Source organism: Alteromonas sp. ABH4_456 (genome assembly GCF_056160645.1).
This window is the reverse complement of the sequence record NZ_JBSWXO010000009.1, coordinates 171682-186313: the sequence shown is the minus strand read 5'-3', so window position 1 is coordinate 186313 and position 14632 is coordinate 171682. Positions and strand designations below refer to the sequence as shown.

16 protein-coding genes and 2 tRNA genes are annotated in these 14632 nt (G+C 49.1%); 10 read left to right on the top strand and 8 right to left on the bottom strand.

Annotation, left to right across the window (positions count from 1 at the left end):
• Positions 1-46: 46 nt before the first annotated feature.
• A complete protein-coding gene (locus ACXAG2_RS14825; RefSeq protein ID WP_474868155.1) occupies positions 47-1294 on the bottom strand; it encodes a sulfotransferase family protein in 1248 nt (415 codons plus the stop codon).
• 336 nt (positions 1295-1630) lie between these two features.
• Here ACXAG2_RS14825 and add point away from each other — a divergent pair, with 336 nt between their 5' ends.
• Complete coding sequence (gene add, locus ACXAG2_RS14820) at positions 1631-2650, top strand: adenosine deaminase (RefSeq protein ID WP_474868153.1); 1020 nt, start codon at positions 1631-1633, stop codon at positions 2648-2650.
• Positions 2651-2659: 9 nt separating this feature from the next.
• On the opposite strand, the gene ACXAG2_RS14815 is transcribed toward add, so the two are convergent.
• The 3 genes from ACXAG2_RS14815 to orn all read right to left on the bottom strand — a co-directional run bounded on the left by ACXAG2_RS14815 (position 2660) and on the right by orn (position 3504).
• Positions 2660-2735, bottom strand: a tRNA-Gly gene (locus tag ACXAG2_RS14815).
• 29 nt (positions 2736-2764) lie between these two features.
• Positions 2765-2840: transfer RNA gene (locus ACXAG2_RS14810), tRNA-Gly, on the bottom strand.
• A gap of 118 nt (positions 2841-2958) precedes the next feature.
• The gene (orn, locus tag ACXAG2_RS14805; RefSeq protein ID WP_119502708.1) at positions 2959-3504 is read right to left on the bottom strand and encodes an oligoribonuclease; all 546 of its coding nucleotides are present in this window, start codon (positions 3502-3504) and stop codon (positions 2959-2961) included.
• A gap of 83 nt (positions 3505-3587) precedes the next feature.
• On the opposite strand from orn, the gene rsgA reads away from it, so the two are divergent.
• The 4 genes from rsgA to ACXAG2_RS14785 all read left to right on the top strand — a co-directional run bounded on the left by rsgA (position 3588) and on the right by ACXAG2_RS14785 (position 7422).
• Positions 3588-4622: a small ribosomal subunit biogenesis GTPase RsgA gene (gene rsgA, locus ACXAG2_RS14800; RefSeq protein ID WP_474868150.1), complete on the top strand. Its 1035-nt coding sequence runs from the start codon at positions 3588-3590 to the stop codon at positions 4620-4622.
• 344 nt (positions 4623-4966) lie between these two features.
• Positions 4967-5839: an archaetidylserine decarboxylase gene (gene asd, locus ACXAG2_RS14795; RefSeq protein ID WP_474868148.1), complete on the top strand. Its 873-nt coding sequence runs from the start codon at positions 4967-4969 to the stop codon at positions 5837-5839.
• 2 nt (positions 5840-5841) lie between these two features.
• A complete protein-coding gene (locus tag ACXAG2_RS14790; RefSeq protein WP_303572001.1) occupies positions 5842-6714 on the top strand; it encodes a DMT family transporter in 873 nt (290 codons plus the stop codon).
• On the top strand, positions 6715-7422 hold the full coding sequence (locus tag ACXAG2_RS14785) for a glycerophosphodiester phosphodiesterase (RefSeq protein ID WP_474868145.1): 708 nt from the start codon (positions 6715-6717) through the stop codon (positions 7420-7422).
• 5 nt (positions 7423-7427) lie between these two features.
• Here the strand turns inward: ACXAG2_RS14785 and ACXAG2_RS14780 are convergent, their stop codons facing one another.
• The 3 genes from ACXAG2_RS14780 to ACXAG2_RS14770 form a co-directional block, all read right to left on the bottom strand.
• Positions 7428-7853, bottom strand: coding sequence for a MerC domain-containing protein (locus ACXAG2_RS14780; protein ID WP_119502713.1), 426 nt, complete (start codon positions 7851-7853; stop codon positions 7428-7430).
• Positions 7854-7931: 78 nt separating this feature from the next.
• Positions 7932-8729 (bottom strand): divergent polysaccharide deacetylase family protein, encoded by a 798-nt coding sequence (locus ACXAG2_RS14775; protein WP_474868143.1) that lies wholly within the window; start codon positions 8727-8729, stop codon positions 7932-7934.
• A 239-nt stretch (positions 8730-8968) separates the two neighbouring features.
• Positions 8969-10063, bottom strand: a complete 1095-nt coding sequence (locus ACXAG2_RS14770) for a murein hydrolase activator EnvC family protein (RefSeq protein ID WP_474868239.1) — start codon at positions 10061-10063, stop codon at positions 8969-8971.
• A gap of 265 nt (positions 10064-10328) precedes the next feature.
• Here ACXAG2_RS14770 and ACXAG2_RS14765 point away from each other — a divergent pair, with 265 nt between their 5' ends.
• From ACXAG2_RS14765 to ACXAG2_RS14745, 5 genes are all read left to right on the top strand, one after another.
• Positions 10329-10754 carry a rhodanese-like domain-containing protein gene (locus ACXAG2_RS14765; RefSeq protein ID WP_474868141.1) on the top strand — a complete coding sequence of 142 codons (426 nt, stop codon included), beginning with the start codon at positions 10329-10331 and terminating at the stop codon, positions 10752-10754.
• A gap of 24 nt (positions 10755-10778) precedes the next feature.
• Positions 10779-11036: a glutaredoxin 3 gene (grxC, locus tag ACXAG2_RS14760; RefSeq protein ID WP_474868138.1), complete on the top strand. Its 258-nt coding sequence runs from the start codon at positions 10779-10781 to the stop codon at positions 11034-11036.
• Positions 11037-11075: 39 nt separating this feature from the next.
• A complete protein-coding gene (gene secB / locus ACXAG2_RS14755) occupies positions 11076-11585 on the top strand; it encodes a protein-export chaperone SecB (RefSeq protein ID WP_474868135.1) in 510 nt (169 codons plus the stop codon).
• A gap of 11 nt (positions 11586-11596) precedes the next feature.
• Positions 11597-12598, top strand: a complete 1002-nt coding sequence (gene gpsA / locus ACXAG2_RS14750; protein ID WP_474868132.1) for an NAD(P)H-dependent glycerol-3-phosphate dehydrogenase — start codon at positions 11597-11599, stop codon at positions 12596-12598.
• Between the two features lie 140 nt (positions 12599-12738).
• The gene (locus ACXAG2_RS14745; protein ID WP_474868129.1) at positions 12739-13170 is read left to right on the top strand and encodes a hypothetical protein; all 432 of its coding nucleotides are present in this window, start codon (positions 12739-12741) and stop codon (positions 13168-13170) included.
• 94 nt (positions 13171-13264) lie between these two features.
• Here the strand turns inward: ACXAG2_RS14745 and ACXAG2_RS14740 are convergent, their stop codons facing one another.
• Positions 13265-14632 (bottom strand): TolC family protein, encoded by a 1368-nt coding sequence (locus ACXAG2_RS14740; RefSeq protein ID WP_474868126.1) that lies wholly within the window; start codon positions 14630-14632, stop codon positions 13265-13267.

The following is a 14632-nucleotide window of genomic DNA, read 5'->3' as shown; positions in this document are numbered from 1 at the left end:
CAAGTCATCCGACCAGCTTATGTGATATGCACCAGCACTCAGATATTCAGTAAGGCACACCGCTTTTCTCAAACTGAACGGCGAGGTCTGTAAGATGCGCTTCGTATCTGCGCCAGTTTCCTACAGACTTTGCATTGATGGCTTCTCTTACCTGCACTTTACTGGCCGTAGATACCGGTTTATCGTTTTGCTCCACGTGCAAACACTTTTCCTCCCAGGGCAAACCGCAAAACCCGAGCAGCGTTTTAATTTCTCCCGCAGGGTCTGTGACCAGCGCTTCATAGGATTGCAGGTATATCTGGTCAGATGCCTGTTTTGCCCACCGCTGCATAAGATGGTAAAACCGGGTATACACCCGCCCAATCGTATCAATGTCATAGGCATAGCTGTAATAAGGGCTGTTTATTGAAAACAACTGACGAAAGTTACCGGTACAGGTATCCATGGGATGACGAAGCATGCACACAATGCGTGCTTGCGGCAGTGCTTTGCGGATAAGCGGTATATAAAAGAAATTGAATGGCAGTTTATCAACCAGATACGGTTTGCCGCCGGTAAGATGAGCGGTACGTTCAAGGTAACGCTTCCCCATGGCCGGGCTGTCTGCCTGCATCCCTTTTGTCAGCGTTTCAGCATCAAGCACCACTTGTGAGGGCGTGCGTACAATTTCTTTCACGCTGACACCGAAATCCTGTAACTCACCGCCTGAAGCCACACGGGTATGGTTCGACAAAATACGCTCTGCCAGCGTAGTGCCCGAACGGGGCATGCCGGTGACGAATAACGGGGTGTGCCGGCCTGTTACCGGTTGCGCGTTTACCGGCGCTTCAAGGTCAATGCGCTCCAGCATATCGAATACCGCTGAAAAGTCGCTGTCATGACGCGGCAGTGTAGCCAGTTTTTCTGATTTCGCCCGTTTAAGAAGCGTAAACGCCTCGCCGTATTCCTTTTTCGCTTCCCATTCTTTCGCCAGTGCGTGGGCCACATGCAATCTGCCATCAATATCAGGGGGTTGACGCTCAGCCAGCCTGGCATCCAGTGCTTCCAGCGCGGCTATCCTGTCCGGATTATCCGGACTGGTTTCCAAGTCAGACAAGGCGAAATGTGCCTGACTGTATGCGGGCGCAAGGCGGATTGCCGTTTCAAATGCTTCCATAGCCCGGCCAAAATCACCGGCGAACTTGGCAGATACACCGGTATTGTAATAAAAAGCAGGATTATCCGGTGCCAGTTGAAGCGCTTTTTCAAAATAGTTAAGCGCAGTTTGATGATCGCCCGCACGGCTTAATGCCACACCGGCACGCCATTTAAGGCATAACGAGCAGCACTTTCGTGCAACTTCAGCGGATATTGCACCAGTATCGAGCGTCAAACATTGAATAAAAATTCATTAATAAAATGTTAACGTGAATAAATCCCTGAATGTTTAATTTGTTTACCTGCCTTTTTTACGTTGAGTGGCAGCGGCAAGCTGAGTCCGGCAGCGTGTTTACTGCTTTCACGGTAGTCCCCGAAATCCCGGACACATTTAAATTGTGACTTCCTGCTAACTCTGACCCGGTCAGGCTCAGTTTTTGCTGACTATAAAACAGAACAGTTTTTTCCTACTCATTATCAGGTGGTGGTATTTATGGAATTAAGACCCTTTTTAGAAAAGTTGCCCAAGGCAGAGCTTCACGTACATATTGAAGGCACACTGGAGCCGGAGTTAAGTTTCGCTCTGGCGCAGAAAAATAATGTGTCGTTGCAGGCTAAAACACCGCAGGAAATGATTGCAGCTTATAACTTCCATGACCTGCCTTCCTTTCTGGATATCTATTATGCAGGGATGAGCGTGCTGAAAGATGAATCTGACTTTTATCAGCTCACCATGCACTATCTCCGCAAAGCAGCCACGCAAAATATTGTATATGTTGAGCTGTTTTTCGACCCGCAGGCACATACCAGCCGTGGTGTGAGTTTTGATACTGTGATAAACGGTATTCACCGCGCCCGCAGTGATGCCGCTGCTGAGCTGGGTGTGCAAAGCAATCTTATTTTATGTTTCCTGCGGGACATGTCTGCTGAATCCGCTATGGAGCACCTGATGATGGCGCAACCCCACCTGGATAAAATCATTGGCGTGGGGCTGGATTCTGACGAAAAAAATAACCCGCCGGCTAAATTCAGCGCCGTGTTTGAAAAAGCCCGTAGTATGGGACTGAAACTCACCATGCACTGCGATGTAAACCAGGATAATACTCTGGAGCACATCCGGCAGGTGATAGAAGAGATTGGCGTTGACCGCATAGACCATGGCGTCAACATTCTGGAATCTGAGGAATTATGTAACCTGGCCAGAGAGAAAAAGCTGGGACTGACCGTATGTCCGGTGTCCAACCGCTTTGTAGTACAGTCACTGACCTCTGCTGAAATCAAAAAGATGCTGCAATACGGACTGATGCCGTGCATCAATTCCGACGATCCGTCTTACTTTCGTGCTTATTTGAATGAGAATTTTATTGCCCTTCAGGAAGAAGGTGACTTTACCGTTAAAGAGCTGGTGACACTGGCAGAAAACAGTTTCAAAGCGAGCTGGTTACCGGATGCACAGAAACAGGCATACCTTGCAGATCTGCAAGATTATGTGTCGGAAAATCAAAAAATATAGATTAAGAATTGGAGCGGGAAACGAGATTCGAACTCGCGACCCCGACCTTGGCAAGGTCGTGCTCTACCAACTGAGCTATTCCCGCAACAAAAGACTTGGTGATGACTGAAAAATTGGAGCGGGAAACGAGATTCGAACTCGCGACCCCGACCTTGGCAAGGTCGTGCTCTACCAACTGAGCTATTCCCGCATACCGGTTCAGTCGTTTTGCGAAAGTAGCCCTTCGCAAAAGTGGAGCGCATTTTACAAAAATCCCGGCGATGCGCAACACTTAATTTGAATTTTTTTCGAAATACCGGTTCGTTCGCTCAAATCGTAAACACTTTTTCCCGGTAATACTGCAATTCCGCTATAGACTCACGGATATCGTCCAGTGCCAGATGCACACCTTTCTTCGTGAAACCGTCGAGAATTTCCGGCTGCCAGCGCTTAACCAGTTCCTTAATCGTGCTTACATCTATACTGCGGTAGTGAAAATACGCTTCCAGTTCCGGCATATACTTCACCATAAAACGGCGATCCTGTCCGATAGTATTGCCACACAGAGGCGATTTGCCGGCATCTACGTAATCACTCAAAAATGCGATAGTTTGTTTCGCCGCTTCGGCTTCATCAATTTGACTCTCGCGGCATCTGGCAGTGAGCCCGCTGTTACCGTGCACACGGGTGCACCACTCATCCATACCATCTAAAATCGCATCCGGCTGGTGTACAGCGATCACCGGCCCTTCTGCCAGTACATTGAGCTGCGGGTCAGTGACGATAGTGGCAATTTCCAGCACCTTACAGGTTTCAGGGTCCAGCCCTGTCATTTCCATATCAATCCAGACTAAATTGCCATCGTGTTTTGTCATTCTAGTTTCCTCGTCTTTAACATGGCACACGGGCCTGACAAACGGTATCATTGGTCAAGTATACGTTAACTTTGCAGGAAATCGTGGCAAAAAAACCAAAACTGACACACCGCCAGAAGCGCCAGGTTGCAGCAAACCGGGCGCGCCGGCTGAAAGATAAAGTATCTGATCCTGAAAAACAGATTGATGCTGCCAACCTGATCCCCGGCCGGGTTGTCGGTCGTTTCGGTAAGCACGCAGACGTTGAAGATCAGCAGGGTACGGTGTACCGCTGTCACATCCGCCGGACTATCGAATCGGTGGTTTGCGGTGATGATGTCCTGTTCGACACCGGTAATGAAAACGAGTCCGGTGTCAGTGGCGTGATTGAAATCGTCCGCGACCGCCGTTCCGTGCTTACCCGGCCGGATTATTACGACGGCGTGAAACCCATCGCCGCGAATATCGACCAGATCATTGTTGTCAGTGCGGTAAAGCCCGATTTATCTCTGAATATCATCGACCGCTATCTGGTTGCCTGCGAAGATACCGGCATTGCCCCCGTTCTTATCCTCAACAAAACCGAGTTACTGAGCGACGAAGAATTCGACACGGTAAAACAGCAACTTGCGGTGTATGAATCTCTGGGTTACAGATTAATTTATACCAGTTGCAAGCGCGGTGACGGCCTGGACGAACTGAAAACCTGTCTGAATGACAAAGTCAGTGTTTTTGTAGGCCAGTCCGGTGTGGGCAAATCCAGTATCATCAATCAGGTGCTGCCGGATGCCGATGAACTGGTCGGTGAAATATCAGATAACTCAGGTCTTGGTCAGCACACCACCACCGCAGCAAAATTACTTCATTTCCCTGAAGGTGGCGATCTTATCGATTCCCCGGGCGTAAGGGAATTCAGCTTATGGCATATGCCGGTAGAGCAAATCACCCGCGGCTTCATAGAGTTTCGTGATTATCTGGGCGGTTGTAAATTCCGCGACTGCAAGCATATGAACGATCCCGGCTGCCTCATCCGTGAAGCAGTAGAAGAAGGCAAAATCAGCAGCGCCCGCTTCGACAGCTACCACCGCATTCTGGCTACCATGGACGAACAACGCCCGAGCTATACCAATCCGTTTTAAAAAAGCTGATACATGCACAGCGCTGAAGAGCCGGATGTGGATAGCAGAACCGTAAGCCCTTTCTGCCACGGAGACGGAATTGCCTGCGTGAACTCGCCGTAAACACATCCATGTGGGCTCGGCTGCCGCATCCCTGCGGCAGACGGTTCACTCCGGCAACACCGTCCCCGTGCCGCGGGCTTACAGTTTCCTTCCCCTCTCCGTCCCTTCAGAAACGGGCGCTGGTCCCACCGCTTATATCAAACACTGATGGCCCATAACGGGAAAGTGCATCCGTTTGTTTACAACTTGTTGTACAATCATCCGCGACAGAAACTAGATAACTATTATTTTTCGGAGTGCCCGTGCTGGACTGGTTCAAGGTTAACCTTCAATATATTTTGCCCAAGCATCTTTTATCCCGCCTGGTTGGTAAGTTTGCGGCTGCTGAAGCCGGCGGCGTGACCACAGCGTTTATCAAATTTTTCATCAAGAAATACAATGTGGATATGAGCGAAGCGCTGTATCCCCATCCGGAGCACTACAAAACCTTCAATGAATTCTTCACCCGTCAGTTGAAACCTGAAGTTCGTCAAATCGCCGAAGGTGATGATGTGCTGATCCAGGCAGTTGACGGTGCTGTCAGCCAGTTTGGTGATATTCATCAGGACAGTATTTTTCAGGCGAAAGGCCACAATTACAGCCTTACCACATTGCTGGGTGGCAAACCTGAACTGGCAAAGCCTTTCAAAAACGGTAAGTTCGCGACCATTTATCTGTCGCCGAAAGACTATCACCGCATTCATATGCCCGTTGAAGGCACACTGACAGACATGGTGTATGTACCCGGTGAGCTGTTCTCCGTTAACCCGCTGACTGCTGAAAATATGCCGGGATTATTTGCCCGCAATGAACGGGTAATCGCATTTTTCGACACTCCGGTTGGAAAAATGGCTATGGTACTGGTTGGTGCAACCATTGTAGCCAGTATCGAAACCGTCTGGTCCGGCACAGTGACACCGCCTGCTGGTAAAAACGTGCAGCACTGGCAATACGAAAGCGATGATGAAGCAGCCGTTAAGCTGGAAAAAGGCGATGAAATGGGCCGCTTTAAACTTGGCTCTACCATTGTGGTTTGCTTTGAAAAAGACCAGATTGAATTTGAGGATATGGAAGCAGGCATGACTACCCGCCTCGGGGAAGTGTTTGCTCTTGCGAAGGCAAATAAAACTGCCTGATTGTGGATCCTGTTAAACGAAGCCTGATAACGCTTCATATCACCGTTATCTTACTGGGCGGCACTGGCCTTTTTTCAAATATTATTCCCTTGAGCGCAACGGATATTACTTTCGGGCGCTCGGTATTTGCCTGTCTGTGCCTTGCTGTATTCATGCGTCTGGCCGGTGAAACCTTCAGACTGAACAACAAACGTGATTACGGTATTGCCCTGTTGCTGGGTGGTCTGATGGCCGTGCACTGGGTAACTTACTTCGCGGCGATGCAATACGCCGGTGTTGCCGTGGGCATGATTGCCCTGTTTACCTTCCCGGTCATAACCGTTCTAATTGAACCCTTCTTCGAGAAAATCCGGCTTGTCTGGCAGGATTTTTTCAGTGCGTTAATTGTTTTTGTGGGCGTGGCACTGCTGGTGCCGGAAATATCGCTGGAAAACGAGGTGACATTGGGTGTCCTGACCGGTATTTTTTCTGCCGTGCTTTATGCCCTGAGAAACCTGCTTCACCGCCAGCACTTTTCTCACTATTCAGGTGCGAAGGCCATGGCCTGGCAAATTCTGGTGGTGATAGCCTGCCTTCTGCCTTTTGCCAGTGAACACCTCAGTGATGCCACCTTTGATACATGGTTGCTGCTGGCCGTTCTCGGCTCCATGTTTACCGCAGTACCCCACGCGCTTATAGCAACCGCGCTCATCCACTTGCGGGCAAAAACTTTTTCTCTGATTGCCTGCATGCAGCCACTGTACGGCGTAATCCTGGCTATGCTAATTTTACATGAGTCTCCGGGCTGGAAAGCGTTAATAGGTGGCATACTGGTGACATCAGCCTCCATCTACGAAACCATGAACGCACAAAAGCTCCATAAACAGGACAAGTAAATGATAGTACTCGCTCATCGCGGAGCAAGTAAGGCGGCACCGGAGAACACGTTGCAGGCCTTCAGGCTCGGATTCGCCATGGGAGCACACGGTGTTGAGTTCGATACTTATCAGATCGGCGATGACATCGTGGTATTTCATGACCGCTGGCTACACAGAACCACGAATGGCCGGGGGCGGGTTGCCGATCAAACAACTGACTATCTGCGCTCACTGGATGCCGGTCAGGGTGAGCGTATTCCGTTTCTTGCAGAAACCCTGGCTACCCTGCCTGAAGATGCATTATGCAATGTTGAAATCAAAGGGCTGACAGACACCGCCCGCTGGCTCAGCGCTTTTGACCGCGCCTGTGAAGAAAGCGGCGCCAGTACGGACTCCATGGTGATATCGTCTTTCAATCATCAATGGCTTGCAGAGATCAGCCGCGCCAGACCTGATCTTAAAACCGGTGCACTTACCGCCAGTATCCATACCGGTTTATTGCAGTTCGCAGACTCACTGAAACCCTGGTCATTACACATTGCACTGGATATTGTTGAAGAAAGTTATGTTAGCCGGGCAAAAGCTGAAGGCTATAAGGTGTTCGTTTACACTGTGGATAACCCTGAGGATATGCTGTTACTTCAGCAATGGGGCGTGGACGGGATTTTCAGCAATGTGCCAGACGTAGCATGTGAAACGCTGAATGCTACGCGACTGATGTGTTAACGGTGTTACTTTGCGAGATGCTGGGATAATACCGTATTGCGGCAACAGCGGCACTGGCGGCACAAACGCATGTTTATCCAGTGGCCGGCAACAATAAGCAGCGCGCCGGTGGCAATGGTGAAGGGTTCGTAGTCGTGCCCGAATATATCTTTGAACCAGTAAATAACCCCGCCTGAAAATAACAGAACCAGCGGATAATATTGCCCGTGATAACGCACCGCGCCGTTAATCAGTGCCACAGCACCTATCAGCATGGAAATAGTAAGAATAGTGCGCTCAAACCAAAGTTGCGCGAAGAATGTTGAGCCGATAAGCGGGATCAGCGGCAGCAACAAAGGCAAAGCAAGACAATGCAACGCACACAAGCTGGATATCCATATACCCAGCCTGTCTAATTTAGTCGGATTGTCAGCATCCTGAATTCGGGACATTTCTCGCCTCGCCAGCAAAAGGGACGTTATAATATAACAGTCTTGGCGAAATTCAAAATTACAATCCCAAAAAAAGGATTAATTCGGCGCGACCATCTGTGGCCTCATCGTGTCCTCTGACTTTTGCTGTGCCATCATCGCCGGTTCAGGCTCGAATAAATCGCTGACCGTCGACAGTCTGATTCCCATTTCTTCCAGCTCAGGCAAACGCTTTTGCAGGATTTTCATGGTCAGCCTGTGCGGATGAGCAATGGCAACAGCGGTCCCCGTTTCACGGGCAAGCAGCAACATACGATCGAACTCTTTTTCAATGGCCGCTTCGTCGATGACATGGTCGAGAAAAACATGCCTTCGTGCTACCGGGATCCCGGCGTGCAATGCGGCTTCCTCCGCGACAGTTTTCACGGATGTACGGCTGTCAACGAAGAATAAATTTCGTTGCTTCAGTAAATCCATAAAAGAGCGCATCGGATTGAACATGCTGGTCAGCCTGCTTCCCATGTGATTGTTCACGCCAATCGCATAAGGCACACTTTCCATTGCACGGGCAAATTGAAGTTCCATCTGAGTCTCAAACATACCTACACGCAATCCGTCAGGCCCCATTTCCTGGCCATCAAAGGATTCCATCGGCATGTGTAACATTATATCCCGCCCCTGGGCATGAGCCAGTTCGGACATTTCAGTAGTCATGGGAGCATCAGGAAGAATCGAGAACGTCACTTCTCTTGGCAGGTCAAGCGCCCTGCGGTCAGAGAAACGATGTCCGATATCGTCGATAATAACGACGACTTTTGGTTGGACACTTGCAGCCGCGACGGGTAGACAGTAGAGTGCAAACAACACACCCCAAAACAACGCAAACCAATCAAGCAACTGACGGTCAGTTCTTTTGAGTAAACAAATTTTTAGCAAGCGCACGCCTATTATTTTAATAGTGTAATTATAAGGTTCTTATGACCTTTGTTACCCTGCGTCCATACGGGTTATTTATTTAGTATTGCATTCCATACACATTGAGCATAACAGTGATCTTCGAAATATGAAATTTCAAATGCGCTTTTTTTGACATTTTTTGAACAATTTTTGAGGTGGCCGCTCAGTTCGCCGGAATATCAGAGATCCAGCCAGCTCGAGGGATTAAGGGCCTTGCCCTTATGCCGGATTTCAAAGTATAGATTAGGATAGTTCTGTCCGCCACTTTGTCCGACTAAAGCAATCGTTTCACCGTCGACCACCGTATCTCCGGCTTGCTTCAGCAATGCCTGATTGTGACCATACACACTCATATAGCCCTGCCCGTGATCAACAATGGTTACCAGCCCGAAACCACGTAACCAGTCAGAATAAAGGACGCGGCCATGAGACACGGCTCTCACCGGTGTACCTTCTGCACCTTCAATGATGATGCCTTTCCAGCGCACCTGCCCCTGACGACGGGTTCCGAACAGCTTGCGTACTCGTCCTGAAGCCGGTTTCAACAACTTCCCTTTGTAGCCGGATAAGCCCGCCAGTTCTGATTTCGCCGATTCCGCACGACGGCGCGCCTCATCAATGGCCCGCACAAGCGCTTCTTCGTTTTGCTTGAGCTCATCTACTCTGGCAGCATCACTCTCGATTTTCTGATTAAGTTTTTTCAGTGTTTCAGAACGATCTGCCTGACGGGCCAGCAACACTGCCTGCTGAGACTTCTGATCCGCCAGCAGGCTGTTCAGTGCTCTGGCTTTCTCCGAAAGCGCCTCATTAACCTGAACCAGCTGTTCCACATTCGAGCGGAAAGTGGTGATCTCCTTTGAGCGGGCTTTGCTCAGATACTGATAATAAGTCAGCACGCGTTCAAAGGTACTGGCTTCGTCCTGGTAAAACAGCATCTTTGCATAATCATAATTACCTGCCATGAAAGCACTGCGTAACTGATTCGCCAGCATGGTTTGTTGCTGTAGAATGGCCTTTCTCAGCGCTTCCTGTTCAGCTTCCAGCTTCTTTTGCTGTTCACGGTTATCAGCCAGTTGTGTAGAGGTATCATTGAGAGATTTGGCCGTGGAGGCGATTTCAAGTTCAGATTGCTTCAGCGCTGCCTGCAATTCACCGGCATTCGCTTTATTGGCAGCCAGTGTCGCTTGCCTGGCTTTAAGTTCAGCTTGTAACTCAGCAAGTTTTGCCTGTTGTTGTTCCTGAGCATAAGCCTGAGGTAGCAGCACGGTGAACAGGCAGAGCCAGCAAAGGACACTGAGAAGAGGCCCGCGAACGGACTTTCCGGACGGACCGGCCTGATTGAAATTTTGCACACTCACCCGTTGTTTTGCCTCTGACAGCACCTGACCCTGATTCAAAGTCCATACTATATCAACGGGATAGAGGATTCATCTGCAATCGACTAATTCAATGATGTGCTGTCAGGCTGGTTTCTGTGCTGTTTTTCTATATACTTTGCAGTCGATTTTTAGTCTTCCATATTAAGTAAGGGTTTTAGGAATGGAACAGCTCGTAGAGTTTGCCGGCAATAATATGCTGTTAGCCGGTGCGTGGGTCGCCTTAGTTGCTATGCTGATTTTCAGCTATATCACAGGATTCACTTCATCAGTTAAGGAAGTAAATACTCACGAAATGACCATGCTGGTAAATAAAGAAGACGCCGTTGTTTTTGATACCCGCGCGCCTAACGAGTTTAAAACCGGTCACATTCTCGGTGCCCGCCAGCTGAAACCCGAGGAAGTCAGAGCAAAAGATTTCAAAAAGCTTGAAAACGTAAAAGACAAACCCATTATTGTTGTATGTGCAATGGGTAACAGCGCACGCGGTATTGCAGCGGCCATGAACAAAGCCGGCTTCGCAAACGTGAAAGTGCTGAAAGGCGGCATGAACGCGTGGAACTCTGCCGGACTTCCGGTTGCCAAATAACGGACCGGAACACAGGAGCAGATTGTGAGTAAAGTAGAAATTTATACCAAGGGGCATTGCCCTTACTGTCATCGTGCTAAAGCATTATTAGCGCAAAAAGGCGTAGTATTCGAGGAAATCGCAATTGATGTGAACCCTGAACTCCGCGATGTGATGATAGAAAGAGCTAACGGCGGTTGGACAGTACCGCAGATATTTATCAACGATACCCATGTGGGTGGATGTGATGATTTATTTGCTCTTGAATCACAACAAAAACTCGATGCGCTGTTAGCGCAATAATTTTAAGTTAAGAACGTATTTACTAATTCAGGAATTATCATGGCTGAAGAAAATCAGAACACCAATGGCGCAGAGGCAGGCCAGCAAGCCCAGGGTCCTCAATTCAATATTCAACGCATCTACACAAAAGACATTTCTTTTGAATCTCCGAATGCGCCGGCTATCTTCCAGAAAGAATGGAAGCCGGAAATCAAATTAGATATCGATACGTCTACAAATAAAATGGCTGAAAATGCATTTGAAGTTGTTTTATCCGTTACTGTTACTGCGACCGTTGGTGAAGAAACCGCGTTTTTATGTGAAGTAGAGCAGGCAGGTATTTTTGCTATCGCTCCGGAAATGCCTGATCAGGCAAAAGCGCCTTTACTAGGCTCTTACTGCCCTAACCTGTTATTCCCTTATGCCCGTGAAGTTATTTCAAACCTGGTTAACCGCGGCACATTCCCGGTTCTTAACCTGGCTCCGGTTAATTTTGATGCTATCTTCGCCGCTTACATGCAGAAACGTGCACAGCAAGCGCAGGAAGGTGGCCAGAAGCTAGACGCTTAAGTCACCTTTTTATGAATACCGGTTCAGTAACCGTATTAGGGGCGGGGTCTTATGGCACCGCCCTTGCTTTTTGTCTGGCCAGAAATAACAACCCTACGTTGTTATGGGGCCGGGATAAAGTCCATATGCAGGCTCTGGCAAACGAGAGGGAAAATGCCCGTTATTTGCCCGGTGCCAGGTTCCCCGATGCTTTGACTGTGGAAGCCGACCTTGCCGCAGCTGTTGCTGCCAGCCGCGATATTCTTATTGTCGTGCCCAGCCACGCCTTTAAAGATTTACTTAATACCATCAAGCCTATGCTACAAGCAGATCACCGCCTGATCTGGGCAACCAAAGGATTGGAACCAGGTACCGGCAGACTGCTGCGCGACGTTGCTCTGGATGTGCTGGGTGATACATATCCACTGGCAGTTCTCTCAGGTCCGACGTTCGCGAAAGAAATGGCAGCCGGGTTGCCTACGGCCATTTCGCTGTCGTCCACTTGTGAGACTCTGGTTGATGACTTTGCCCGCAAACTCCATTGCAGCCGTTCATTCCGGGTTTATAAAAATCCTGACTTCATCGGCGTGCAACTTGGCGGTGCAGTAAAAAACGTCATTGCCATTGGCGCAGGTCTGGCTGACGGTCTGGGTTTTGGTGCTAACGCCCGAACGGCGTTAATTACCCGGGGACTGGCTGAACTGACCCGTCTTGGTGTTAAAGTGGGTGCTCAACCGGAAACATTTATGGGAATGGCCGGGCTGGGTGATCTGGTATTAACCTGTACTGACAATCAGTCCAGAAACCGCCGTTTTGGTCTGGCATTGGGACAAGGGAAAGACGTAGACACTGCCATGCGTGACATCGGCCAGGTTGTCGAGGGTTACCGCAATACAGAAGAAGTACATGCACTGGCGAAGCAATATGGCGTGGAAATGCCTATTTGTGAGCAAATATATGCTGTGCTTTATCACGGTAAGCCACCTAAAGAAGCCGCTCTGGCCTTATTAGCAAGAGATTTAAAAAGCGAGTAGCGCTCAGGTATTTTAAACTTAGTTTGAGATTATCTTGATACTTCTTCACTGTTGTATTAAAAATGTAGCTTGTCATTAAATATGATAAAATCTTTTACCTATTTCTGCGCACATTTTTTAAATTATGGAGTAAATATACAGTGAAGTTTCCTAAAAAAGCCGTTAACGCTTCCTATGTTGCATTACTTACAGTTGCTATTACCCTGGGTGGTTGTGTTTCAACCGGGGATTCCAGTGACAATACAAGCAAAGAAGAAGTTAGTGCAGAGGAAAAGGCGAAAGCTGAGCAAGAAATGCTTGCAAGAATGGCTGCAATTCCTGAGAGCTCGCCACTTTCCAAGCTGGAACTTGGAATGAGTGATGTGCGGGTTCGAAAGTTAGCTGGCGAGCCTGATGATGCCAACGCTTATCAGACAGGAAAAGCCTGGATACCTTTCTACTACGGTACAGACACGCATCGCTCAGACTGGCTATATGAGAATGAAGGTCGTGTGGTATTTTCAAGGAACCGCTATTCCGGTCAATTGAAAGTCATCAACGTAGTGTACGACCCGGAATTAACCAGTTTATAAGCGGGCTCAAAGCGGAACCGCCAGGTTCCGCTAAGTTTTATCAAAATAATTCGCCTGCCGGATGCAAATCCAGCGGCTCCTCATCGAAATACTGCTAGTAGCTAACCAGTTCAGGTTTCCCGCCCGCTTCCTGATAAATCGTCGCGGCAGCCGACAAGGTCTGCTGATAACTGGTAATAACCGACAATTGTGCCGAGAACCAGCTTCGTTGCGCACTCAGCAAATTCAGAAAATCGATATCACCGGCTTTGTAGCGAATTTCAGCTAACCGGTATAACCGTGCGTTGTTTTCCATTGAAGCGACATCCAGTTCATAAGCCGCTTTCAGGTATGCATAGTTGTCCAGCGAATCCAGCAGCGACTGAGACGCGGTTAACGTGGTGGCGCGGTAGTTATTCCATGCCAGAGCAAGATCCACATCGGCAATCTTCTTACCGGCATCGATACGGCCACCGTCGAACAGTGTAGCGGCGCTGTTTAGTGCGGCACTCACACTCCAGCCGGAAGCCAGATCGAGCAAATCACTGACAGATAAGCTCCCGCTCAGACTTAATCCCGGCAGCCCCTGAATACCTGCCAGATACACTTCGATATCAGCCTGCTTCAAAGCAACATCCGCAATCTGCACGTCAGGGCGTTGCTTTAACACCGCAGCCGGCTGATACAATTCAATATCCGGCAGAACAAACGACAGCAGCTTTTCTTCCCCACTGATGGCGGTTAAGGTTTCATCCCCCAACAGAACCGCAATGGCGCGGCGGCTCAATGTAGCCTGATAATTCAGCCGCAGCAGTTCGCCACGGGCACTGATCATGGTGTTCTGTTGCTGACTCACCTCAATACCCGACGCGTCACCTTCCTGAAAGCGAATGTCCACCAGCTTATACAATTGATCAGCCGCTTCGTAGTTTTGTTTCGCGATGACAAGGCGTTGCTCAAGCGACAATAGGGTAAAGTACTCACTGGTCAGCAAACCCTGCACTTGCAATGCTGCGCTGCGGCGGGAAAACTGCTGACTGTCGATACTCAGCTTATTGCCAAGCTGAGTGGCTTCACGACTGCCCCATACATCAAAAGTGTAACTGACACCCAAACTGCCGGATGTACTGTTTGACTCTGTGCCGGTTTCAAAGGTTTTTCCACTGCGGCCGCTTGCACTGGCAGTAATATCCGGAATATTGTCGGCCTGACTCTGACGTAAAATCAGCTCAGCCCGTTGCAGCCGCAGTGCAGCTTCTTCCAGTGTCAGGTTACTGTCTGCCAGGCGAACCATGAGTGCATTTAATCCCTCAGAATTAAACACACTCCACCAGTTTTCCGCAATGTCTACGCCGGCGCCGTCCTGTGTATAGATATCAAAAACATCCGGCTGTGTTTTTGACTTTTGTCCGTCCAGGTCTGACGGCGTATAAGCACAACCTGTCATTAATGCTGCTATCAGCAAACATCCTGATTTCTTCAA